At 69.7% G+C, this 22,992-nt stretch carries 21 protein-coding genes and 2 tRNA genes; 7 read left to right on the plus strand and 16 right to left on the minus strand.

Translation table 11 applies throughout. The annotated features are described in order from the left end of the window. Positions 1 to 142 precede the first annotated feature (142 nt). The 9 genes from purH to LMJ29_RS20675 form a co-directional block, all read right to left on the minus strand. Positions 143 to 1,750 (minus strand): bifunctional phosphoribosylaminoimidazolecarboxamide formyltransferase/IMP cyclohydrolase, encoded by a 1,608-nt coding sequence (purH, locus tag LMJ29_RS20635; protein WP_229607406.1) that lies wholly within the window; start codon positions 1,748 to 1,750, stop codon positions 143 to 145. A gap of 103 nt (positions 1,751 to 1,853) precedes the next feature. Further along, a complete protein-coding gene (gene fis / locus LMJ29_RS20640) occupies positions 1,854 to 2,174 on the minus strand; it encodes a DNA-binding transcriptional regulator Fis (RefSeq protein ID WP_229607407.1) in 321 nt (106 codons plus the stop codon). Beyond that, on the minus strand, positions 2,171 to 3,169 hold the full coding sequence (dusB, locus tag LMJ29_RS20645; protein ID WP_229607408.1) for a tRNA dihydrouridine synthase DusB: 999 nt from the start codon (positions 3,167 to 3,169) through the stop codon (positions 2,171 to 2,173). The genes fis and dusB overlap by 4 nt, the downstream gene beginning before the upstream one ends. 116 nt (positions 3,170 to 3,285) lie before the next feature. Continuing rightward, positions 3,286 to 4,755 (minus strand): DUF3426 domain-containing protein, encoded by a 1,470-nt coding sequence (locus LMJ29_RS20650; protein WP_229607409.1) that lies wholly within the window; start codon positions 4,753 to 4,755, stop codon positions 3,286 to 3,288. 129 nt (positions 4,756 to 4,884) lie between these two features. Further along, the gene (gene prmA / locus LMJ29_RS20655) at positions 4,885 to 5,766 is read right to left on the minus strand and encodes a 50S ribosomal protein L11 methyltransferase (RefSeq protein ID WP_229607410.1); all 882 of its coding nucleotides are present in this window, start codon (positions 5,764 to 5,766) and stop codon (positions 4,885 to 4,887) included. A 271-nt stretch (positions 5,767 to 6,037) separates the two neighbouring features. Beyond that, a complete protein-coding gene (gene accC / locus LMJ29_RS20660; protein ID WP_229607411.1) occupies positions 6,038 to 7,387 on the minus strand; it encodes an acetyl-CoA carboxylase biotin carboxylase subunit in 1,350 nt (449 codons plus the stop codon). Positions 7,388 to 7,404: 17 nt separating this feature from the next. Beyond that, positions 7,405 to 7,872 carry an acetyl-CoA carboxylase biotin carboxyl carrier protein gene (gene accB, locus LMJ29_RS20665; RefSeq protein WP_229607412.1) on the minus strand — a complete coding sequence of 156 codons (468 nt, stop codon included), beginning with the start codon at positions 7,870 to 7,872 and terminating at the stop codon, positions 7,405 to 7,407. Positions 7,873 to 7,891: 19 nt separating this feature from the next. Beyond that, complete coding sequence (gene aroQ, locus LMJ29_RS20670) at positions 7,892 to 8,335, minus strand: type II 3-dehydroquinate dehydratase (RefSeq protein ID WP_090350005.1); 444 nt, start codon at positions 8,333 to 8,335, stop codon at positions 7,892 to 7,894. Positions 8,336 to 8,468: 133 nt separating this feature from the next. Next, complete coding sequence (locus tag LMJ29_RS20675) at positions 8,469 to 10,295, minus strand: protein-disulfide reductase DsbD (RefSeq protein WP_229607413.1); 1,827 nt, start codon at positions 10,293 to 10,295, stop codon at positions 8,469 to 8,471. A gap of 185 nt (positions 10,296 to 10,480) precedes the next feature. On the opposite strand from LMJ29_RS20675, the gene LMJ29_RS20680 reads away from it, so the two are divergent. From LMJ29_RS20680 to speA, 3 genes are read left to right on the plus strand one after another with little or no spacing between them, the layout of a single operon-like run. Continuing rightward, positions 10,481 to 11,527 (plus strand): DUF2333 family protein, encoded by a 1,047-nt coding sequence (locus LMJ29_RS20680; RefSeq protein WP_229607414.1) that lies wholly within the window; start codon positions 10,481 to 10,483, stop codon positions 11,525 to 11,527. 10 nt (positions 11,528 to 11,537) lie between these two features. Then, positions 11,538 to 11,909 carry a translation initiation factor Sui1 gene (locus LMJ29_RS20685; RefSeq protein WP_229607415.1) on the plus strand — a complete coding sequence of 124 codons (372 nt, stop codon included), beginning with the start codon at positions 11,538 to 11,540 and terminating at the stop codon, positions 11,907 to 11,909. Between the two features lie 58 nt (positions 11,910 to 11,967). Further along, positions 11,968 to 13,851: an arginine decarboxylase gene (speA, locus tag LMJ29_RS20690; RefSeq protein ID WP_229607416.1), complete on the plus strand. Its 1,884-nt coding sequence runs from the start codon at positions 11,968 to 11,970 to the stop codon at positions 13,849 to 13,851. Positions 13,852 to 14,041: 190 nt separating this feature from the next. Here speA and LMJ29_RS20695 read toward each other — a convergent pair whose 3' ends face one another. Next, entirely contained in the window at positions 14,042 to 14,956 is a 915-nt protein-coding gene (locus LMJ29_RS20695; protein WP_229607417.1) for a histone deacetylase family protein, read from the minus strand. Positions 14,957 to 15,191: 235 nt separating this feature from the next. Here LMJ29_RS20695 and tesB point away from each other — a divergent pair, with 235 nt between their 5' ends. Together tesB and LMJ29_RS20705 are read left to right on the plus strand one after the other, a co-directional pair. Next, the gene (tesB, locus tag LMJ29_RS20700; protein WP_229607418.1) at positions 15,192 to 16,064 is read left to right on the plus strand and encodes an acyl-CoA thioesterase II; all 873 of its coding nucleotides are present in this window, start codon (positions 15,192 to 15,194) and stop codon (positions 16,062 to 16,064) included. A gap of 4 nt (positions 16,065 to 16,068) precedes the next feature. After that, on the plus strand, positions 16,069 to 16,668 hold the full coding sequence (locus LMJ29_RS20705) for an HAD family hydrolase (RefSeq protein ID WP_229607419.1): 600 nt from the start codon (positions 16,069 to 16,071) through the stop codon (positions 16,666 to 16,668). A gap of 18 nt (positions 16,669 to 16,686) precedes the next feature. Here LMJ29_RS20705 and ypfJ read toward each other — a convergent pair whose 3' ends face one another. Next, positions 16,687 to 17,538 (minus strand): KPN_02809 family neutral zinc metallopeptidase, encoded by an 852-nt coding sequence (gene ypfJ, locus LMJ29_RS20710; protein WP_229607420.1) that lies wholly within the window; start codon positions 17,536 to 17,538, stop codon positions 16,687 to 16,689. Between the two features lie 247 nt (positions 17,539 to 17,785). Here ypfJ and LMJ29_RS20715 point away from each other — a divergent pair, with 247 nt between their 5' ends. Further along, positions 17,786 to 18,160, plus strand: coding sequence for a DUF4345 family protein (locus LMJ29_RS20715; RefSeq protein ID WP_229607421.1), 375 nt, complete (start codon positions 17,786 to 17,788; stop codon positions 18,158 to 18,160). A gap of 217 nt (positions 18,161 to 18,377) precedes the next feature. After that, positions 18,378 to 18,908 carry a DUF3617 domain-containing protein gene (locus tag LMJ29_RS20720; RefSeq protein ID WP_229607422.1) on the plus strand — a complete coding sequence of 177 codons (531 nt, stop codon included), beginning with the start codon at positions 18,378 to 18,380 and terminating at the stop codon, positions 18,906 to 18,908. 75 nt (positions 18,909 to 18,983) lie between these two features. Here LMJ29_RS20720 and LMJ29_RS20725 read toward each other — a convergent pair. From LMJ29_RS20725 to LMJ29_RS20745, 5 genes are all read right to left on the minus strand, one after another. Further along, positions 18,984 to 19,059, minus strand: a tRNA-Phe gene (locus tag LMJ29_RS20725). A gap of 30 nt (positions 19,060 to 19,089) precedes the next feature. Further along, positions 19,090 to 19,165: transfer RNA gene (locus LMJ29_RS20730), tRNA-Phe, on the minus strand. 88 nt (positions 19,166 to 19,253) lie between these two features. Next, positions 19,254 to 19,526 (minus strand): oxidative damage protection protein, encoded by a 273-nt coding sequence (locus tag LMJ29_RS20735; protein ID WP_229607423.1) that lies wholly within the window; start codon positions 19,524 to 19,526, stop codon positions 19,254 to 19,256. Further along, positions 19,523 to 20,608, minus strand: a complete 1,086-nt coding sequence (mutY, locus tag LMJ29_RS20740) for an A/G-specific adenine glycosylase (RefSeq protein WP_229607457.1) — start codon at positions 20,606 to 20,608, stop codon at positions 19,523 to 19,525. The genes LMJ29_RS20735 and mutY overlap by 4 nt, the downstream gene beginning before the upstream one ends. A gap of 76 nt (positions 20,609 to 20,684) precedes the next feature. Further along, a complete protein-coding gene (locus LMJ29_RS20745; protein WP_229607424.1) occupies positions 20,685 to 22,913 on the minus strand; it encodes an AsmA family protein in 2,229 nt (742 codons plus the stop codon). Positions 22,914 to 22,992: the final 79 nt, after the last annotated feature.

Consider the following 22,992-nt stretch of genomic DNA (forward strand, 5'->3'; position numbering starts at 1 on the left):
GCGCGGTTTTCCACCCTACGGAATCTGTGACTGTTCCCCGCTCTGCGTGGGAATGTCGCTGTGGACGCCCGGCGTCCGAGACCGGGGGACGCGGAGCGTCCCCAGGCGGCGTGCCCACGCGGAGCGTGGGTACGATCAGTGCTTAGTGACGGAAGTGGCGCATGCCGGTGAACACCATCGCGATGCCGGCCTCATCAGCGGCAGCAATGACTTCGGCGTCGCGCATCGAGCCGCCCGGCTGGATCACCGCGGTAATGCCGGCCTTGGCGGCGTTGTCGATGCCGTCGCGGAACGGGAAGAAGGCGTCCGAGGCCATCACCGCGCCAGCGACCTGCAGGCCGGCGTGCTCGGCCTTGATCGCGGCGATACGCGCGGAGTTGACGCGGCTCATCTGGCCGGCGCCGACGCCGACGGTCTGGCGGTTCTTCGCATACACGATGGCGTTGGACTTGACGAACTTGGCCACCTTCCAGGCGAAGATCAGGTCGTGGATTTCCTGCTCGCTCGGCGCGCGCTGGGTGACCACCTTGAGGTCGGCCTCGGTGATCATGCCGATGTCGCGGCTCTGCACCAGCAGGCCGCCGTTGACGCGCTTGTAGTCCAGACCGTTGACGCGCTCGGCCGGCCACTGGCCGCACTCGAGCAGGCGCACGTTGGCCTTGGCGGCGACCACTTCGCGGGCCTCGGCGGATACGCTCGGGGCGATGATCACTTCGACGAACTGGCGCTCGACGATGGCGCGGGCGGTCTCGCCGTCCAGCTCGCGGTTGAAGGCGATGATGCCGCCGAAGGCCGACTCGGTGTCGGTGGCGTAGGCCAGGTCGTAGGCCTTGCGGATGCCGCCGTCGGCTTCCGGCACCACGGCGACGCCGCACGGGTTGGCGTGCTTGACGATCACGCAGGCCGGCTTGACGAAGCTCTTCACGCACTCCAGCGCGGCGTCGGTATCGGCCACGTTGTTGTAGGACAGCTCCTTGCCCTGCAGCTGCTTGGCGGTGGCGATGCTGGCCTCGGCCGGGTTGGCCTCGACGTAGAAGGCCGCGTTCTGGTGCGGGTTCTCGCCGTAGCGCATGTCCTGCGCCTTGATGAACTGGCTGTTGAAGGTACGCGGGAATTCGCTGCGGCCTTCGGTGGACAGGGTCTCGGCCTGCTGATCGACGGTGCCCAGGTAGTTGGCGATCATGCCGTCGTAGGCGGCGGTGTGCTCGAAGGCCTTGAGGGCCAGGTCGAAGCGCTGCGCGTAGGTCAGGCCGCCGGTCTTCAGCGAGGCGACGATGCCGGTGTAGTCGGAGGCGTTGACCACGATGGCGACATCCTTGTGGTTCTTGGCCGCGCTGCGGACCATGGTCGGGCCGCCGATATCGATGTTCTCGATGGCGTCCGGCAGGGTGCAGCCCGGCTTGGCCACGGTGGCGGCGAACGGGTAGAGGTTGACCGCGACCAGGTCGATCGGGTTGATGCCGTGCTGCTCCATCACCGCGCCGTCGAGGTCGCGACGGCCGAGGATGCCGCCGTGGATCTTCGGATGCAGGGTCTTCACCCGGCCGTCCATCATCTCCGGGAAGCCGGTGTAGTCGGCCACTTCCACGGCGTTGACGCCGTTGTCGCGCAGCAGCTTGAAGGTGCCGCCGGTGGAGAGGATCTCGACGCCGAGGGCGGCGAGTTCGCGGGCGAAGTCGACGACGCCGGTCTTGTCGGACACGCTGATCAGCGCGCGGCGGACGGGAAGGCGGGTGGTCTGGTCGGTCATGGGTGCATCCGTCGAAGGTGAATCGTTAAAGACAGAAGGCTGGAGACGGCGGCGCGGAGGGTGCGTGCGGCGCGGTCTCCAGCCTCCGGCGGCTGGTTGGGAATCAGAGCAGGTCGTACTGCTTGAGTTTCTTGCGCAGGGTCCCGCGGTTCAGGCCGAGCAGCTCGGAGGCCTTGGTCTGGTTGCCTTTCACATAGCGCATCACGGTCTCCAGCAGCGGCGCCTCCACTTCCGAGAGCACCAGATTGTAGACATCGGTGACCGGCTGGCCGTCGAGGTGGGCGAAGTAGTTGTGCAGGGCCTGCTCCACGCTGTCGCGCAGGGTCTGCCGCTCCTCGCTGGGGGCGATGAGGTGCTGTTTCAGGTTGGCGTAGTCGCTCACGGCTGTCGTTCCACTCACAATATTCTTGGTCAAGGGCGTCATGCGGCCGTCCCTCTGCAGATGTCCCGCTGTCTGGCGAAGAAGCCGCGCACCTGCTCGTGCTGGGCGTCGGGGCAGTCCAGGCGGTTGAAATCGGTTCGGAAGTCGCCGGCGCCGGGCAGGGTCGCCAGGTACCAGCCGACGTGCTTGCGGGCGATGCGCACGCCCATCTCGCTGCCATAGAAGGCATGCAGGTCGGCCAGGTGGCCCAGGAGGATGCGCTCGACTTCCTCGAGCGCGGGCGCCGGCAGCAGCGTGCCGGTAGCCAGGAAATGGTCGATCTCGCGGAAGATCCACGGCCGCCCCTGGGCGGCGCGGCCGATCATCACCGCGTCGGCGCCGGTGGCGTCGAGCACGGCGCGGGCCTTGTGCGGGGAGTCGATGTCGCCGTTGGCGAACAGCGGCAGGCTGACCGCTTCGCGGATCGCGGCGATGGTGGCGTACTCGGCCTCGCCGGTGTACAGGTCGGCGCGGGTGCGGCCGTGCACGGAGAGGGCGGCGATGCCGGCCTGCTCGGCGATGCGCGCGACGGTCACGCCGTTCCTGTTGTCGCGGTCCCAGCCGGTGCGGATCTTCAGGGTCACCGGCACGTCGACGGCGGCGACCACGGCGTCGAGGATCGCGCCGACCAGTTGCTCGTCCTTCATCAGCGCGGAGCCGGCGGCCTTGTTGCACACCTTCTTGGCCGGGCAGCCCATGTTGATATCGATGATCTGCGCGCCCAGCTCGACGTTGCGGCGCGCCGCCTCGGCGAGCATCTGCGGGTCGCCGCCGGCGATCTGCACCGAGCGCGGCTCGGGGTCGCCGTCGTGGAGCATGCGCAGGCGCGACTTGCGGCTGTGCCACAGGCGCACGTCGCTGGTGAGCATTTCGGCCACCACCAGGCCGGCGCCGAGGCGGCGACAGAGCTGGCGGAACGGGCGATCGGTGACGCCGGCCATGGGGGCCAGGATCACGCGATTGGGAAGGGTGTAGGGGCCGATGCGTACCACCGACATGGGTTATCCCTGCCGCAGGGGCAAATCAGCTGCTGGAAAAGGGTGGCGATGATACCCGCTCTCGACGCCTGGATAAAGATTGTTCTGAGTGTTTTTTGAACAATCGGAACCCGCTGTTAGTCCGGCGATTGGAAACCGATGCTGTAGTTGGTCGCCTGGGTGCCGGGATTGATGATTTCCAGGGCGATGTGGATCGGCGTCTGCGGCGGCATGTCCGGACGACCGGCCAGTTCGCCGGCGAGGTATTCGCTGGGCTTGAACAGGCGGCTGGCCAGCGGCTGGCCGTTGAGGTCCTCGAAGCGCAGCTCGAGCAGCGGGAACGGCTGGGCGAATTCGGCGCGGTTGTAGATGATCGCGTCGACGGTCAGCGCGCCCGGATGGGTGGGGTGGTTGCGTACCGTCAGGTTGCTGCTCTTGATCAGGTTGACGTCGACCCGCGGCGGCATCTGGCAGCCGAGCTGCGCGCAGCCGCGCTCGAGCCAGGGGCGCAGGCGTTCCTGGCGGGCCAGCTCGTCGAAATGGAAATACACGTACTGCGCGGCCAGGCCGGCCAGCGCCAGCAGGATCAGCAGCAGCCACAGCAGGCGGCGCACCGGGCTGGGGCGGGGCGGCGGCTGCCAGTCGAGCTGCAGCGGCTCGTCGGCCAGGTTGAGAAGGCCCTCGTCGCGCAGGCGTGGCTCGGCGTGGCGGTGGGCGGCCGCGCCCGCGGCGCCGGCGGCGGCCAGGCTGGCGGCGGCGGCGCTGACCGAGATCGGCTCGTCGCGCTCGGCGCTCAGGCCGGGCAGGGGGCGGGTGGCCTCGCCGGCGTCGTCGTCGAGTTCGGCGAATTCCTCGTCGCTGCGGGCCCGCTCCAGCGGCGGCTCGTCGACCACCCGGCTGGGCGGCGCGACCTGCGCACGGGGCGTCCGCGGCGGCTGGGCCGGCTCGTTGAGCAGGGCTTCGGCCCAGCTTTCGTCATCGGCTCGCTGGGTCGGCTCGGGCGGCGCGAAGGGCGAGCTGGGCGGCTGGTAGTCGCGGAACTCGCTGCTCAGCTCGAAGTCGTCGCTGCCGAGCTTGTCCAGTTCGTCGTCGAGGTCGAGATCCAGATTGTCCAGGTCGAGGTCGTCGTGGATCCACAGGATGTCGTCGTCGCTCGGCTTGCCGGTCGCCGGCGGCTGCTCGGCCTTGGGCGCCGCCGGGGGCGTCTCCTCGGCGCCGGGCGCAGGCGTCAGCGGCCCGGGCGTGTAGCCGGCCGGTTGCAGCTCGGCGACCGACTGCGCTTCCGCCTGCGCTTCGCTGGCGCTGGCCGGACTGGCGGGGGTGGGGATCTGCGCGGCGGTAGACGCTGCCAGGCTGCCGCGCACGTCGGCGGCCTTGACCGCGTCCTGCACCGCGGCCTGCGCGGCCGGCGGCAGCGGCTGGCGCGCGGCGCTGCCCGGCGTGGCCGTCGGCGCCTGGGCCGCTGGCTCGGCCAGCTGTTCGGCGGCGTTGAATACCTGCATGCAGGCACCGCAGCGCACGGCGCCGCGGGCCATGCCGAGCTGTGCGCGGGTGACGCGGAAGCGGGTCTGGCAATGGGGGCACTGGGTGACGAACGACTCGGTCATGCAAGGGCAATCCGCAACAGGTCAGGAGCTCATTCTAGCGCAGTGCACCGGCCGTCGGCAGTCGCCCGGCGCGGGGCCCGGGTCGCGCGGGCGGCGAATGCGAAACGGCGCGCATTCGCCGCTGCCGGGTCAGGGGCGACGCACGCCGCTGATGCGCACCCAGCCGTCCTTCTCGGCGGTGGGGTCGAGGTCGAAGGCGCCGGCGTAGGCGGCGCGCACTTCCTCCGCCTGCTCGGCGAGGATGCCGGACAGCGCCAGGCGGCCGCCCGGCTTGACCAGCGCGGTGATGGTCGGCGCCAGCTGCACCAGCGGGCCGGCGAGGATGTTGGCGACCACCACCTCGGCCGGTTGCTGCGGCAGGTCGGCCGGCAGATAGACCGGGAAGCGCGCCGGATCGATGCCGTTGCGCGCGGCGTTGTCGCGCGAGGCTTCCAGCGCCTGCGGGTCGATGTCGGTGCCGACCGCCTGCGGGGCGCCGAGCAGCAGCGCGGCGATGGCGAGGATGCCCGAGCCGCAGCCGAAGTCGAGCACGCTGCAGCCGGCCAGCTCCTGGCCGTCCAGCCACTCCAGGCACAGCGCGGTGGTCGGGTGGGTGCCGGTGCCGAAGGCCAGGCCGGGGTCGAGCAGCAGGTTGACCGCATGGGGCTCGGGCGCCTCGTGCCAGCTCGGCACGATCCACAGGCGGCGACCGAAGCGCATCGGCTGGAAGTTGTCCATCCAGCTGCGCTCCCAGTCCTGGTCCTCGATGCGCTCGATCTGGTACTCGGGCAGCTCGCCGCCGCGCAGCAATTTCAGGTGGGCGAGCACCGCGTCGGCGTCGGTGCCATCCTCGAACAGGGCGAGCAGATGGGTGTGGGTCCACAGCGGGGTGGTGCCCAGGTCCGGTTCGAAGATCGGCTGGTCCTCGGCGTCCATGAAGGTCACCGAGACCGCGCCCAGCTCCAGCAGCTGGTCTTCCAGCACGGCGGCCTGGTGGGGGGTGATGGCGAGTCGGACTTGCAGCCAGGGCATGGCGGAGGCCTCTTGGGGAATGGGCAGGTAATGGCGGGCAAGCTTACTGGAGGGGCGGAGGCTGTGCCAGCGGGCACCGCCGCGCGTGGCATGACGCCATCCGCAGGTGCCGGGCGGTAGGGTGGAAAACTCGCGCAGCGATTTTCCACCACGCATCGTGCGCCGATGGTGGAAAAGACCTGCGGTCGTTTTCCACCCTACGACGATCGTGGTGGCGGAAACGACAGAGGCCGCCCGAAGGCGGCCTCTGCGTTCAGCGCCGAGCCGGGGCTCAGTGCTTGTCCATACCCAGTTTCTTTTCCAGGTAGTGGATGTTGACGCCACCCTCGCAGAAGCCGGCATCGCGGGTCAAGTCGCGGTGCAGCGGGGCGTTGGTCTTGATGCCGTCGACGATCAGCTCGTCCAGGGCGTTGCGCATGCGGCCCATGGCCTCGGCGCGGGTGGCGCCGAAGGTGATCAGCTTGCCGATCAGCGAATCGTAGTATGGCGGTACCGAGTAGCCGTCGTAGAGGTGCGAGTCGACACGCACGCCGTTGCCGCCCGGGGCATGGAAGTGCTTGACCTTGCCCGGACTCGGCATGAAGGTGCGCGGGTCTTCGGCGTTGATCCGGCATTCGATGGCGTGACCGCGGATCACCACGTCTTCCTGCTTGAACGACAGCTTCTGGCCGCCGCCGATCAGCAGCATCTCCTTGACGATGTCGACGCCGGTGACCATTTCGGTGACCGGGTGCTCGACCTGCACGCGGGTGTTCATCTCGATGAAGTAGAAACGACCGTCTTCATAGAGGAACTCGAAGGTGCCGGCACCGCGGTAGCCGATGTCGATGCAGGCCTGCACGCAGTCGGCCTGGACCTTGCGGCGGGCGTCTTCGTCGATCAGCGGAGCGGGCGCTTCCTCGATGACCTTCTGGTGACGGCGCTGCAGCGAGCAGTCGCGATCGCCGAGGTGGATGGCGTTGCCCTGGCCGTCGGCCAGCACCTGGACTTCCACGTGGCGCGGGTTGACCAGGAATTTCTCCAGGTAAACCATCGGGTTGCCGAAGGCGGCACCGGCTTCGGTGCGGGTCAGCTTGGCCGAGGCGATCAGGTCCTCTTCCTTGTACACCACGCGCATGCCGCGACCACCGCCGCCGCCGGCGGCCTTGATGATCACCGGATAGCCCACGTCGCGGGCGATCGCCAGCGCTTCTTCCTCGTCTTCCGGCAGCGGGCCGTCGGAGCCCGGCACGGTCGGCACGCCGGCTTTCTTCATGGCGTTCTTGGCCGAGACCTTGTCGCCCATCAGGCGGATCACGTCGGCGGTCGGGCCGATGAAGGTGAAGCCGGATTTCTCCACCTGCTCGGCGAAGTCGGCGTTCTCGGCGAGGAAGCCGTAGCCGGGGTGGATGCCGTCGGCACCGGTGACCTCGGCGGCGGCGATCAGCGCCGGGATGCTCAGGTAGGACTGGGCGGAGGCTGCCGGACCGATACACACAGACTCATCGGCCAGCGTGACATGCATCAGATCGCGGTCGGCAGTCGAGTGCACCGCCACGGTCTTGATGCCCAGCTCCTTGCAGGCGCGCAGTACGCGCAGGGCGATCTCGCCGCGGTTGGCAATCAGGACTTTTTGCAACATCGCAGGATCTCCGCGTGTCAGACGATGGTGAACAGCGGCTGGTCGAATTCAACCGGATGGCCGTTTTCCACCAGAACCTGGCCGATGGTGCCGCTGGCTTCGGCCTCGATGTGGTTCATCATCTTCATCGCTTCGACGATGCACAGGATGTCGCCCTTCTTGACGCTCTGGCCGACTTCGGCGAACGGCTTGGCGTCCGGCGAGGAGGCGCGATAGAAGGTGCCGACCATCGGCGAGCGCACCACGTTGCCGCTCAGCGCGGCGGCGGCCGGCGCGGCAGCCGGAGCGGCGGCAGCGGCCGGGGCGGCGGCCGGAGCCGGAGCGGCGACCGGGGCCGGTGCGTAGATCGGCTGGGCGGCGTATTGCGGCTGCTTGTTGCTGTGGCGGCTGATGCGTACGGACTCTTCGCCCTCGCAGATTTCCAGCTCGTCGATACCGGACTCTTCCAGCAGTTCGATCAGTTTCTTGACTTTACGAATGTCCATCAGGGCGCTCCAAAAGAGGTCAGGGGCGTTGCAGTTGTTCGATGGCGGCTTCCAGGGCCAGGCGGTAGCCGCTGGCGCCGAGGCCGCAGATCACGCCTACCGCCACGTCCGAGAAGTAGGAGTGGTGGCGGAAGGGTTCGCGTTTGTGCACGTTCGACAGGTGAACTTCGATGAATGGGATGCTCACCGCCAGCAGCGCGTCACGTAGCGCGACGCTGGTATGGGTGAAAGCCGCCGGGTTGATGATGATGAAGTCGATGCCTTCGCCGCGCGCGGCGTGGATGCGCTCGATCAGTTCGTACTCGGCGTTGCTCTGCAGGTGCAGCAGGTGGTGGCCGGCGGCACGGGCGCGGGCCTCCAGGTCGGCGTTGATGTCGGCGAGCGTGGTGGCGCCGTAGACGCCCGGCTCGCGGGTGCCCAGCAGGTTCAGGTTGGGGCCGTGCAGCACCAGGAAGGTGGCCATTTGGGCAGTCCTGTCAGGGGTGGGGGCAGAAAAGTTGCGGGAATATGCCGGAAAACCCGGGGGACTGTCCAGCGCCGCGGGTTTTTGCCGTAGATGGCCGCAAGATGGCTGACGATGGCCGGAATCGGCCCCCTCAGAAACGCGCCGCGGCCTGTTCCAGACGGGCGGCGAAGGCGGCGGCGTCGATCTCGCCGACCACCCGCAGGTCCTGCCACTCGCTGCCGTTGGCGGCGAACAGCAGGATCGCCGGCGGGCCGAACAGCCGGTAGCGATCGAGCAGCGCGCGTTGTTCCGGGCTGCTGGCGGTGATATCGAAGCGCACCAGCTGCCAGGCGGCCAGCTGCGGGGCGACCTGCGGCGCCTCGAGCACTTCGCGCTCGATCACCTTGCAGCTGATGCACCAGTCGGCGTACCAGTCGAGCAGCAGCGGCCGGCCGGCGCTGCTCGCCGCGGCGAAGGCGGCGTCCAGTTCGGCGGGGGTGCTGATGGTCTGCCAGGCGCCATGCGCGGCGACCGGCGTGGCGCCGGCCGGGTTTTGCGCCAGCGCCGGGCGGCCGAGCGGACGCAGCGGGTCGCTTTCCCCGCGCAGCGCGCCGACCCAGGCGGCCAGCGCGTAGACCAGCAGCAGCAGGCCGAACAGCTGGGCGACGCGCTGGCGGTGGGTCTTGGGAATCCACTCCAGGGCGCCGAGGTTGAGCCCCACGCCGCCGGCCAAGAGGCCCCACAGCGCCAGGCTGAGCTGGCCGGGCAGCACGCGCTCGAGCAGCCAGATCGCCACGCCGAGCAGCAGCACGCCGAAGGCGTTGCGCACCGAGGTCATCCACACCCCCGAGCGCGGCAGCAGGGCGCCGCCGCCGGTGGCGAACAGCACCAGCGGCGCGCCCATGCCAAGGCCCAAGGCAAACAGCTTGAGGCCGCCGCCGAGGGCGTCGCCGCTGGTGCTGATGTACAGCAGGGCGCCGGCCAGCGGCGCCGATACGCAGGGCGATACCAGCAGGCTGGAGAACACGCCGAGCAGCGCGGCGCCGAGAATCGAGCCGCCGCGGGTGTGGCCGGCCAGGCGGTCGAGCGGCTCGCGGATGAAGGCCGGCAGGCGCAGCTCGTAGACGCCGAACATGGCCAGGGCGAAGGCGGCGAAGAACAGCGCGAAGGGCGCGAGCACCCACGGCGACTGCAGGCGCGCCTGCAGGTTGAGTTCGGCGCCGAACAGGCCCATCAGCGCGCCGAGCACGGCGAAGCAGGCGGCCATCGGCAGTACGTAGGCCAACGACAGGATCAGGCCGCGGGCGCCGCCGACCTGGCCGCGCAGCACCACCCCCGAGAGGATCGGCAGCATCGGCAGCACGCAGGGGGTGAAGGTCAGGCCGAGGCCGGCGAGGAAGAACAGCGCCAGTTCGCGCCAGTTCCAGGCGGCGGCTTGGTCGGCGGCGGGCGGATTGGCGGCGGTCGTCGCGGCGCCGGCCGCTGGGCTGGCGGCAGGGGCGGCGGCACCCGGCTTGCCGGCGATGGCCAGCGTGGCGGTTTCCGGCGGATAGCACAGGCCCTGGTCGGCGCAGCCCTGATAGGTGACGCGCAGGCTGAACGGCTGCCCGGAGGGATTGGCGATCGGCACCTCCATGTCGGTCACGCCGTAGTACACCTCGACGTCGCCGAAGTACTCGTCGTGCTTGGCCTTGCCCGCCGGCAGTCCCGGCTCGCCCGCGACCAGGCCGGCCGGTTCGCTCTGCACCTGGAAGCGGTGGCGATACAGGTAGTAGCCCTCGGCGTTGACGAAGCGCAGCTTCACCCGCCGGTCATCGGCCTCGACCACACTGAGCTGGAAGGCCTCGGCCACCGGCAGGAAGTCGCTGCTGTTGTTCAGCGGCGCGCCGCCCAGCACGGGGGAGGGCCGAGCGTCGAACAGTCCGGCGCTGGCCGGCAGGGTGAACAGCAGCAGAAGCAGGAGCAGCAGGCGAGGCATTGCGGTCTCTCGTTCGGGAACGCCGGCATGATACCGGAAAGGCGCCGGCAACCCAGCTGCGGCAGATGGCCGTGCTTTTCTGCCGACGCCCGGCGCGCCCATGCTTTATAGTGCAAGGCAACGTGTAGCCGCCTGCGCGGGGCTGCCAGGCTGAAATCGTTTCCCGTGAGTTTAAGGACCAAGCCATGCTGGACTGGAAGAATAAGGTCGGCGCCATGCGCGACAGTGTCGACGATTCGGTGGAGGGCGCGCGCAGCTATTTCGGTGGTATCTGGGCCAGCCGCGCGGTCGGCGGCGTGGTCGGCGTCTACCTGCTCGGCGCCCTGGTGGTCGGCTGGTACTGGAGCCTGGAGCCCGAGCTGTTCCCGGTGCAGCAGAGCGCCCAGGCCGCCGCGGAGCGGGCGCAGGTCAAGCTGGTACCCGGCTACACCACCGTGTCGACCCTGAAGAACGTCGCCACCACCCTGCTCGACAAGCCGGGCGGCTACCTGTCCAACGACCTGGCGCCGCCGGGGCTGTGGCTCGACAACATGCCCAACTGGGAGTACGGCGCCCTGGTCCAGGTGCGCGACCTGTCGCGCGCGCTGCGCAAGGATTTTGCCCGCTCGCAGTCGCAGTCCACCGAGGACGCCGATCTGGCCAAGGCCGAGCCGAAGTTCAACTTCGACAACAAGAGCTGGGCGCTGCCGGCCAGCGAGCAGGAGTACCGCGAGGGCATCGCGCTGCTCACCCGCTTCCAGAACCGTCTCACCGATCCGGCCCAGCCGGCGCAGTTCTACGCCCGTGCCGACAACCTGCGCAACTGGCTGGCCGACGTCGAGACCCGCCTGGGCTCGCTGTCGCAGCGGCTGTCCGCCAGCGTCGGCCAGCTGCGCCTGCACACCGACACCGACCCCGGCGTGGCGGCGGGCAGCGAGGAGATCATCAAGACGCCCTGGCTGCAGATCGACAACGTGTTCTACGAGGCGCGCGGCCAGGCCTGGGCGCTGTCGCACTTCCTGCGCGCGATCGAGGTCGACTTCGCCGACGTGCTGGCCAAGAAGAACGCCACGGTCAGCGTGCGGCAGATCATCCGCGAGCTGGAGGCCGCGCAGGCGCCGCTGTGGAGCCCGATGGTGCTCAACGGCGACGGCTTCGGCGTGCTGGCCAACCACTCGCTGGTGATGGCCAACTACATCTCGCGCGCCAACGCGGCGATCATCGACCTGCGCCAGCTGCTCGAGCAGGGTTGAGGGGGCGGGCGTGAGCAAGAAGACATCCTCCTTCGCCAGTCTGGGCGGCCTGGTCTACTCCACCGACGCCGGTCGCCACTGCCCGGACTGCGGCAAGCCGATCGGCGAGTGCGTCTGCGGCCAGCCGGTGATCCCGGCCGGCGACGGCATCGCCCGGGTGCGCCGCGAGACCAAGGGTCGCGGCGGCAAGACGGTGACCACGGTCAGCGGCGTGCCGCTGGCCGGCGACCCGCTCAAGGAGCTGGCCGCCGCGCTGAAGAAGCGCTGCGGCACCGGCGGAGCGCTCAAGGACGGGGTGATCGAGATCCAGGGCGATCACGTCGAGCTGCTCCTCGCCGAGTTGGGCAAGCGCGGTTTCACCGCGAAGAAGTCCGGCGGCTGACCCAGCGGGCTGCATCCGCCGCCGCGATCCACAGCCACGATCAGGGAGGGGCAGCAGCATGAGCGACTGGAGCATCGACGACAGCCGGCGGGTGTACGGCATCCGCCACTGGGGCGCCGGCTACTTCGCGATCAATCCTGCCGGCAACGTCGAGGTCCGTCCGCACGGTCCCCACGGCGCGCCGATCGACCTGCACCTGTTGGTCGAGCAGCTGCGCGCCGTCGGTCTCAGCCTGCCGCTCTTGGTGCGTTTCCCCAGCATCCTGCAGGACCGCGTGCGCCAGCTCACCGGCGCCTTCGACGCCAGCATCCTGCGCCTGGACTACCAGAGCGACTACACCGCGCTGTATCCGATCAAGGTCAACCAGCAGGAGGCGGTGGTGGAGAACATCATCGCCACCGAGAACGTCGCCATCGGCCTGGAGGCCGGCTCCAAGCCGGAGCTGATGGCGGTGCTGGCGCTGGCGCCGCGCGGCGGCACCATCGTCTGCAACGGCTACAAGGACCGCGAGTTCATCCACTTGGCGCTGATCGGCCAGAAGCTCGGCCACAACCTGTTCGTGGTGATCGAGAAGGAATCGGAAGTGGCGCTGCTGATCGAGGAGGCCGCCGCCCTCGGCGTGCAGCCGCAGATCGGCCTGCGCGTGCGGCTGTCCTCGCTGGCCTCCAGCAAGTGGGCCGACACCGGCGGCGAGAAGGCCAAGTTCGGCCTGTCCGCCGCGCAGATCCTGCGCGTGGTCGAGCGCCTGCGCGGCGCCGGCCTCGACCAGGGCATCCGCCTGCTGCACTTCCACATGGGTTCGCAGATCGCCAACCTGGCCGACTACCGCAAGGGCTTTCGCGAGGCGATCCGCTACTACGCCGAGCTGCGCGACCTCGGCCTGCCGGTCGATCACGTCGACGTCGGCGGCGGCCTGGGCGTCGACTACGACGGCACCCACTCGCGCAACGCCAGCTCGATCAACTACGACCTCGAGGATTACGCCGCCACGGTGGTCGGCATGCTCAAGGAGTTCTGCGACCGGCAGGGCCTGCCGCACCCGCACATCTTCTCCGAGAGCGGCCGGGCGATGACCGCCCACCATGCCGTGCTGGTGGTGCAGGTCACCGACGTCGAGCGCCACGACGACCGGCTGCCCGAGCCGGGCGCGGGCGACGATCTTCCGGAGGTGCTGCAGGCGCTGGTCGAGCTGCTCGGCCCCACCGATCCGGAAATGGTCGCCGAGACCTACTGGCGGGCCACCCACCTGGTCGGCGAGGTGGCCGCGCAGTATTCGGCCGGCAAGCTGTCGCTGGCGCAGAAGGCGCTCGGCGAGCAGTGCTACTACGCCATCTGCCGGCGCCTGCACGACCAGCTCAAGGCGCGCCAGCGTTCGCACCGCCAGGTGCTCGACGAGCTCAACGACAAGCTGGCCGACAAGTACATCTGCAACTTCTCGGTGTTCCAGAGCCTGCCCGACACCTGGGCCATCGAGCAGATCCTGCCGATCATGCCGATCCATCGCCTGGACGAGCAGCCCGGCCGGCGCGCCGTGCTGCAGGACCTGACCTGCGACTCCGACGGCAAGATTCGCCAGTACGTCGATGAGCAGAGCATCGAGACCAGCCTGCCGGTGCACGAGCTGCGCGAGGGCGAGGACTACCTGCTCGGCGTATTCCTGGTCGGCGCCTACCAGGAGATCCTCGGCGACATGCACAACCTGTTCGGCGACACCGACTCGGTGAACGTCTACCAGCGCAGCGACGGCAGCGTGTTCCACGCCGGCGTCGAAACCCACGACACCATCGAGGACCTGCTGCGCTACGTGCACCTGGAGGCGAGCGAGCTGATGGCGCTGTACCGCGACAAGGTGGCCGGCGCCCCGCTCGGCGCCGCCGAGCGCACGCGCTTTCTCGACATCCTGCGCCTGGGCCTGACCCGCTCCTCGTACCTGGCGCCCTGAATCGCGCCAGGATGTAGGGTGGACAACCGCGCAGCGTTGTCCACCATGACCGGGCGCCAGCCGGCGTATGGGGCGGCAGAAGAGCGTTGCGCGAATCTTCCTGCGGTTCCGTTGTAGGGGCGAATTTATTCGCCAGCTCGGCCCCATCAGGCGAATGAATTCGCCCCTACAGCGTTCAGCCGAGTGTCGCTCAGTCCAGCCCGAACTCCTCCCACACCCGCGCCGCGCTGTGGTGGAGGATGCCGTGGCGGCGCGCCAGCGCCTGGCGGTCGCGGTCGTAGCCGCCGCCGATCACGCAGGCCACCGGGATGTCGCGCTCCAGGCAGTGGCGCAGCACCGCCAGGTCGCGCGCGGCGATGCCGGCGTCGCTCAGCTCGAGCAGGCCCAGCACGTCGTCGCGGTGCACGTCGACCCCGGCGTCGTAGAGCACCAGGTCCGGCTGGTAGAGCGGCAGCAGGTAGGCAAGGGCGTCGTCCACCGTCTTCAGGTAGGCGGCGTCGCCCATGCCGGCCGGCAACGGGATGTCCCAGTCGCTGTGCGCCTTGTGGGCCGGGAAGTTCTGCTGGCAGTGCAACGACACGGTCACCGCGGGGTGGCAGTCTGCCAACAGGCGCGCGGTGCCATCGCCCTGGTGCACGTCGCAGTCGAAGATCAGCAGGCGCTGCACGCGGCCGCTGGCCAGCAGATGGCGGGCGACCACCGCCAGGTCGTTGAACACGCAAAACCCCGAAGGCCGGTCGTAGTCGGCGTGGTGGGTGCCGCCGGCCAGGTGACAGGCCAGACCCCGGGCCAGCGCAAGCTCGGCGGTGAGCAGCGAGCCGCCCTGGGCGCGCAGCGTGCGCCGCATCAGCTCCTCGCTCCACGGCAGGCCGAGGCGGCGCTGTTCGGCGGCGGACAGCTCGCCGGCCAGGAAGCGGGCGATGTAGGCCGGCTGGTGGGCGAGGGCGAGGATCTCCTGCGGACAGGGCGCCGGTGCGTGCCAGTCGGCGTGCGCCAGGCTGCTGCGCAGGTGCTCGTGCAGCAGGCGGTACTTCTCCATTGGGAAGCGGTGTCCCTCGGGAAGTGGCGGGCTGTAGTCGGCGTGGTAGACCAGGGGCAGCGGCATGGTTCGGCGATGGGCTGGGGATCTGCCGGCATTATGCGCCGCCAGGCGGCGCCGCGCTGCGCCGGACGGGAAAGGCCGCCGCGATGGCGCGCAACTTGCGTACCACAAAGTGCTCGGCAGTGCCGGCGCAAAGTCTTTACCATTACGTCAATCGCCGAGGCCGCCCGCCTGCGCGCCCGGCCCCCCATCGACCGCAGCGGCCGACGCCTGCGCCGCTGCCCGCAAGGAGAACCGCATGACCCAAGTGCTCGACGAGCTGGTGGCCCTGCTCAGCCTGGAAACCATCGAGGAGAACCTGTTCCGCGGCGTCAGCCAGGATCTGGGCTTTCGCCAGCTGTTCGGCGGCCAGGTGATCGGCCAGTCGCTGTCGGCGGCCAGCCAGACGGTCAACGCCGACCGCCACATGCATTCGATGCACGCCTACTTCCTGCGTCCCGGCGATGCCACCCAGCCGGTGGTCTACCAGGTCGACCGCGTGCGCGACGGCGGCAGCTTCAATACCCGTCGCGTGCTGGCGATCCAGAAGGGACGGCCGATCTACAGCTGCAGCGTGTCCTTCCAGCAGGAAGAGGAGGGATTCAGTCACCAGGTGCCGCAGATGCCCGACGTGCCCGGCCCCGAGGAGCTGCTCTGCGAACAGGAGATCAGCCAGGCGGTCGGCTTCGAGCAGCCGGAGGGCATGCGCGAGCGGGTGCAGTTCGACATGCCGATCGAGATCCGTCCGGTCGACCCCAGCGACGTCGGCCATCCGCAGGCCCGCGCGCCGTTGAAGTACCTGTGGGTGCGCGCCGCCGGCGCGCTGCCGAACAACCCGGCGCTGCACAAGTACCTGATGGCCTACGCCAGCGACTTCGGCCTGCTGACCACCGCGCTGCTGCCGCACGGCGTGTCGTTCTGGCAGCGCAACATGCAGATCGCCAGCCTCGACCATTCGCTGTGGTTCCACCGCAACGTGCGCGCCGACGAATGGCTGCTGTTCGCCCTCGACAGTCCCTGGGCCGGCAACGGTCGCGGCTTCACCCGCGGCAACATCTTCAATCGCGCCGGCGAGCTGGTCGCCTCGGTGGTCCAGGAAGGGCTGATCCGCCAGCGTCCGGACTGGACGTAAGACGATGGACGGGCGCGAGGCGGCGCAGCTGCGCCACTGGGTGTTCGACATGGACGGCACCCTGACCATCGCCGTGCACGACTTCGCGGCGATCCGCCGGGCGCTGGACATCCCGGCGCAGGACGACATTCTCGAGTTCCTGGCGGGTCTGCCGGCGCATGAAGCGGCGGCCAGGCACGCCTGGCTGCTCGCCCACGAGCGCGAACTGGCCGAGGCGGCACGCCCGGCGCCGGGCGCGCCGGCGCTGGTGCGTGCGTTACACGAGCGCGGCTGTCGGCTCGGCATCCTCACCCGCAACGCACGGTCGCTGGCGCTGGTCACCCTGGAGGCCATCGGCCTGCTCGACTGCTTCGCGGTCGACGCCATCCTCGGCCGCGACGAGGCGCCGCCCAAGCCGCAGCCGCACGGCCTGCTGCAGCTGGCCGAGCGCTGGGCGGTGGCCCCTGGCGAGCTGGCGATGGTCGGCGACTTCGTCCACGACCTGTCCTGCGCCCGCGCCGCCGGCGCGCGCAGCGTGCTGGTCAACCACGCGGCCAATCCCTGGCCGGAGCTGACCGACCTGTTCGCCCGCGACTGCGCGGAGCTGCAGCGCCTGCTCGGCTGACGGCGGTGGTAGCCGGCGCTACAGCCGGGCGCTGCGGAAGGTGTCGCAGCGCCCCGGCTCGCCGGCGTCGAAACCCAGCTTGAACCAGCGCACGCGCTGCGCCGAGGTGCCGTGGGTGAAGGCGTCCGGCACCACCTGGCCCTGGCTCTGGTGCTGCAGGCGGTCGTCGCCGATGGCGTTGGCGGCGTTCAGTGCCTCCTCCAGGTCGCCCGGCTCCAGCCAGTCGAGGCGGCGCTGGGCGTGGTGCGCCCAGACGCCGGCCAGGCAGTCGGCCTGCAGTTCCTGGCGTACCAGCAGGCCCTCTGCGCCCGCCACGGGCTCGCCGCGCTGACGGGCGGCGTCGACCCGCGCGGAGACGCCGAGCAGGGTCTGCACATGGTGGCCGACCTCATGGGCGATCACGTAGGCCTGGGCGAAGTCGCCGGCGGCGGCGAAGCGCCGCTCCAGCTCGCGGAAGAACTCGAGGTCGAGATACACCTGACGGTCGCCGGGGCAGTAGAAGGGGCCGACCGCCGCACTGGCGGAGCCGCAGGCCGAGCGCACGCTGCCACTGAACAGCACCAGGCTCGGCTCCGCGTACTGGCGCCCCTCGGCCTGGAACAGCGCGTGCCAGGTGTCCTCGGTGTCGCCGAGTACCGCGCGGACGAACTCGCTGGCCTCGTCGCCGGGCTGACCGCCGCCGCCCGGCGCCGGCTGCTGCTGCACCAGCTCGCCGCCGATCTGGCCGAGGATCTGCAACGGATCCTTGCCCATCAGCAGGCCGATCACCACGATGGCGGCGATGCCGCCGAGGCTCAGCTTGCCGCCGCCGATACGCCCGCCGCGAGCGTCCACCACGTTGTCGCTGCGTCGTGCCCGTTTCCAGCGCATTGTCGTTCTCCCGTCGCTCGCGGTGTCTGCCGCACTCCCTGTAGTGTTGCTGCCGGTCGCGCCACTGGCCAGGCCGGTCGTCCGTGGCCGCCCCCGCACCGCTAAGCGACGGTGGGAATTCCCGGGCCGGACGCTGGTCTTCAGGATTGTCGCGAGCACCGGCGGCGAATGCTGCCGGCGCCTATGCTCGTGGCAGGTCGCCCGGTTTTGCGCATGGCCGGGTTTCGTCGTCGCCAGGGAGATTGCCATGCTGTTCGCCCGCCTGCTGCTGATCGTGCAGATCCTGTTCCTCACCGCCTACGGCCTGGCCTTCCTGCTGCGTCCCCACGAGATGGCCAACTTCAGCGGGCTGCTGACGATGCAGGCCGCCGCGGCCACCGACCTGCGCGCCTGGTACGGTGGCCTCGCGCTCGGCCTGGCACTCTATCTGCTGCTGGCGCTGCCCGCCGGGCAGCTGCGCCCGGCGTTGCTGCTGATGCTGCTGATCAACGTCATGCCGGCGCTGGCGCGCCTGCTCGGTCTGGCGCTGGATGGCGGCGCGGAGCAGACCTTCAACCTCTACCTCCTGCTCGGCGAGGTGGTTGCCGCGGGCCTGGCCTGGCTGGCGCTGCGCCGGGTCTGAGCGGAAGCGGCCGAGGCGTCGCAGCATTCCCTATGAGCGCCCGGCCGACCGGGATGGTCCCGGGGCTGTCGATGTGGCTTTCTCCGCAGCTCCTGGAGGGCTGTGGGGGCGCGCCTGCCGAATGCCGGGAGCGCCCCCGGCCGAGCCCTCTATCGAGAGGTCACAGCCGAGAGATCGCAGCTAGGCTTGCAGCAAGCAACCTTGAAAGGAGCCGGTCATGAGCCCCCTGTTTCGCCTCGTCGTGGCCGCCGGCATGCTGGGCGCCATGGCATCCGCCCAGGCCCAGCAACTCCTTCCCGGGCTGTGGGAACTCAGCAGCGACAACATGCAGGTCAACGGCCAGCAGATGCCGCCCCTGCAGGAGATGCTCGGCCAGCTCGACAGTCTGCCGGCCGAGCAGCGGCAGATGGTGGAGGACGCGATGGCCAGCAAGGGCGTGCAGACCGCCGGTCAGGGCTTGCGCGTGTGTCTGAGCGAGGCGCAGGTCAAGGCACAGCAGTTGCCGCTGCAGGATGCGCAGAGCGGCTGTACCCAGGAGATCACCGAGAGCAGCGAACGGCTGTGGAAGTTCCGCTTCCACTGTCCCGACGCCGAAGGGGAGGGCGAGACCCGCATCGTCAGCGAGCGCGAGTTCGTCACGCGTCTCGACAGCCGCTTCAATGCCGGCGGGCAGGCCGGCAGCTCGCGCATGGAAACCCGCGCGCGCTGGCTGGGCGCCGATTGCGGCGAGCTGGCGCCGCGGCCCTGAAGGGGGGGAGAGGATTTCAGAAGCTGAAAAGCAGAAAGCCCCGACACATGGCCGGGGCTTTCCGTATCGAATCGGTGGTGCCCAGGGACGGAATCGAACCGCCGACACGGGGATTTTCAATCCCCTGCTCTACCAACTGAGCTACCTGGGCAAAGGCGTTGCGCGAGCCACTTGAGGGAAGTGGTGCCCAGGGACGGAATCGAACCGCCGACACGGGGATTTTCAATCCCCTGCTCTACCAACTGAGCTACCTGGGCAACAACGGGCGGCATTAAACCTTTTCTGCCGCCGGACCGTCAACAGTCGGCGACGAAAAAATCAGTTTTTTTAAGCGCTTAGCGGTGCTTACGGGCTCGGCGGCACGTAGCCTTCGGCCTGCGCGTAGTCCTCGCCGGCGAAGAACTTGTCCATCTCGGCCATCAGGAACTTGCGGTCCTCGCCGTTCATCATGTTCAGCCGGCGCTCGTTGATCAGCATGGTCTGGTGCTTCTGCCACTCGTCCCAGGCCTTCTTCGAGACGTGGTTGAAGATGTCCTCGCCGCGGGCCCCCGGGTAGGGCGGACGGTCGAGGCCGGGGAGTTCTTCCTGGTACTTGCGGCACATCACCATGCGGGTCATTGCGGCGCTCCTGAGGTGGGGTTGAGCAGGCTGGCCGCGCGCTTGAGCAGCTTCTTCACCGGGGCGGCGAGCCCCAGGCGCGGCGGGGTGGCGAGGTTATACCAGAGCCAGTCGCCTTCGGCCACGCGCGGGCTCTGGGCAGTGGCGGCGATCAGCAGCGGCTCGATGTGCAGCTGGAAGTGGCTGAAGGTGTGACTGAGCGGGGCCAGCGCCTGTTCGGCGCCGAGCCCGAGGCCATGGCGCTCGGCCAGCGCGGCCAGTTCGCCGCGCCCGTCCAGTTCGGGCAGGCTCCACAGGCCGCCCCACAGCCCGCTGGACGGCCGGCGGTAGAGCAGCACGGCGCCGGCGCCGTCGTGCAGCAGTGGCATCAGCGTGCGTTTCTGCGGCAGCTCCTTGCGCGGCCTGGACTGTGGGTAGGCGCTCTCGCGCCCCAGCGCGTGCGCCCGGCAGTCGGCGACCAGCGGGCAGAGCAGGCAGCTCGGCTTGCTGCGCGTGCACAGCGTGGCGCCCAGGTCCATCATCGCCTGGCTGTAGTGGTTGACCCGCGCGTGCGGAGTCAGCCGCTCGGCGGCCTCCCACAGCTGCGCGGCCACCTTCGGCTCGCCGGGATAGCCGTCCTGGGCCAGATAGCGGGCCAGCACGCGCTTGACGTTGCCGTCGAGGATCGGTGCGCGCAGGCCCATGCTGATGCTGGCGATGGCGCCGGCGGTGGAGCGGCCGATGCCGGGCAGCTCGGCCAGCGCCTCCACCGCGCGGGGGAATTCGCCGCCGTGCTGTTCGACCACGATCCGGGCGGTCTTGTGCAGGTTGCGCGCGCGGCTGTAGTAGCCGAGGCCAGTCCACAGGTGCAGCACCTCGTCCTCGCTGGCGGCGGCCAGCGCCTGCACCGTCGGCAGGGCGGTCATGAAGCGCTGGTAGTAGCCGAGCACGGTGGCCACCTGGGTCTGCTGCAGCATGATCTCCGACACCCACACCCGGTAGGGGTTGATGTCCTGCTGCCAGGGCAGATCGTGGCGGCCGTGCTGGTCGAACCAGGCGAGCACGCGGGTGGCGAAGTCGGGGGCGGGGCGGTGGGCGGTCATCGGCGGGGCGGGCAGTGGGGTTCGGCCGCCATGGTACAGCAGCATGGCGGCCGAATCGTCCCCACGGCCTGTACGGTCAGCGCTTGAACAGGTTCTTCAGGGCGTCCTTGAGTTCCGGGCTGACCTTGTCGCCGAGCTTTTCGTCGAGCTTCTCGGTCAGCTTCTCGCCGGCCAGCTGGGCGGCGATCTTGCCCAGGCCGTCCTGGTCGAGGCGGCAGGCCTTGGCGCCCAGTTCCAGCGGGCCGCGGCAGCGCACCGGCCACTCCAGGCCGACGTAGCGCTCGTTGACCTGGCAGGCCGGGTCGGGCATCTCGCGCTGGTCGCCCTCGATGACCAGGCCGATGCGGTAGTCGAGGCCGAGCACGCGCAGGTCGATATCGCCCTTGCCGTTGGCGGTCAGGCCGGGGATGCGCGCGCGCAGATCCTGGTTGCTGGCCACGCCGTCGCGCAGCTGCAGGCTGCCGCGCAGCTCCTGCAGCGGGGTGTCCTTGTCGGTGAACTCGCGGGTCGGCATTTTGCGGTTGAGGGTGGCGATGCCCCGGCACAGCTGCTGCTCGAGGTTGGCGTCGGCCAGCGCGCCGTTGTCGATGACGAAGCTGGCGTTGCCGCCGAGGCTGTCGATCAGCGCCTTCTCGCTGTTGCCCCGCGCGCCGAGCCGGCCGTCGAGCTGCAGGTTGCCGCGCAGCGGCGCCTTCTCCTGCGGCTTGAGGGTGGTCAGCAGGCGCTCCAGCGGGATGTCGCTGAGCTGGGGGGCGAACTGCCATTGCGGGTTGTCGCCGCGCGCGTCGAGACTGCCGGCGAGCGCGATGCGACCGTCGAACAGGCCGGCGTTCAGCCCGCCCAGTTCGATCTGCCCGCCCTGCGCGCGCAGCTTGAGGCTGGCGCCTTCCAGCGGCAGCTTGCGCAGGACCAGGTGGTTGATGTTCAGGGCGACGTCGGCGTCCAGCTTGCGCAGCGCCTCCAGCGGCAGCAGCGGCTCGTCGCTCCAGGCGTGGCTGGTCGGCTTGGGCGGCAGCGGGGTGCTGCCGTTGCCGGTGGCCTGGCCGCTGCCCGCCACCTCGGCCTTGCGGGTGGCGCTGGCGGCATCCGCCTCCTTGGCCGGTGGCGGCAGGTAGCGGTCGAGGTCGAGGCTGTCGCCCTTGAGCTGGGCGCGCAGGCTGCGGCGGCTGAAGTCGGCGATGGCCAGCTGGCCGCCGAGGTTGCTGCCGTCGAGCTGCAGCTTGAGATCCTGCAGGGTCAGGCTGCTCGGCGTGGCGGCCAGCCCGCTGACCAGGGCGACGCGGCGCAGGGCCTTGTCGTCGGCCATCGTCGGCAGCGGCTGGCCGAGGCTTTCGAGCAGGGCGCGCAGGTCGAACTCGGCGATCGACAGACCGCCCTCGAGCTGCGGGGTCTTGTCCAGGTCGCGCACCTTCAGCTCGCCGAGCGCGCTGAGCTGGTTGGCGGTGAGCTTGAGGCTGTTCCATTCGGCGATCTGCGCGGCGAGGTCGGCGAGCAGCTGGCCGCGGGCGCTGAAGGTCAGGGTCTGGTTGGCCAGCGGTGCGCCGGACAGCTCGCCCTTGAGGTTGGCGTCCTCCAGCTGGTAGCGCTTGAGCGCGGTGTCGAAGCGCAGACTGCCGGTCAGCTCGCCGCGCGCGCGCAGGATCGGCTGGTTGGTGCCGAAGTAGCCCTTGAGGGTCAGTGGTATGGATGCGCCCTCGCGGATCGCCCCGGTGCGCAGGTCGATGCCCTCGAGGGTGTAGCTCTGGCCGCTCTTGGCGTCGCGGTAGTCGATGCGCGCATTGCTCATCGCCAGGCTGTCGATGTTCAGCTTGAGCGTCGGTCCGGTCTTTTTCGCAGCGCCCGGCGGCGTATCGGTCGCCGGGGCGGGCGTGGCCTGCTCGGCGGCGGTCGGCGCCGGCCGGGCCGGGCGGCCGAGGTCCTGCCAGTTGCCGCGGCCCTGCTCGTCGCGGCTCAGCTGCAGGCTGAGGCCGTCGATGCGGATGTCGCTCATCTGGATCTCGCGCCGCAGCAGCGGCAGCACGCGTACCGAGAAGCCGAGCATGCCGATGTCGGCCAGCGGCTGCTGCGGAGCGGTCAGGCTGGCCACGCGGGTGTCGTGCAGCTCCAGGCCCAGCCAGGGGAACAGGCTCCAGCCGATCTCGCCCTTGAGTTCCAGCTCGACGTTGGCCTTGTCGCGGGCCAGCTGGCGGATCTCGTCCTTGTAGTCGTTGGGATCGAACAGCTGGGTGAGCGCGAAGCCCAGGCCGATCAGGACCAGCAGCAGGCCGAGCAGGAGCAGGCCGAGAAACTTGCCGAAGGCTTTCATGGCGGACAGATCCTTGTGCGGTGCGTGAGCAGGCGAAGTATACAGGTGCTCCCGGCGGCGCGGCGCCGGGGCTGCGACA

Origin of the sequence: Pseudomonas oryzagri, from assembly GCF_020831405.1 — a bacterium.
In the GTDB taxonomy this organism is placed as follows: Bacteria; Pseudomonadota; Gammaproteobacteria; order Pseudomonadales; family Pseudomonadaceae; genus Geopseudomonas; species Geopseudomonas oryzagri.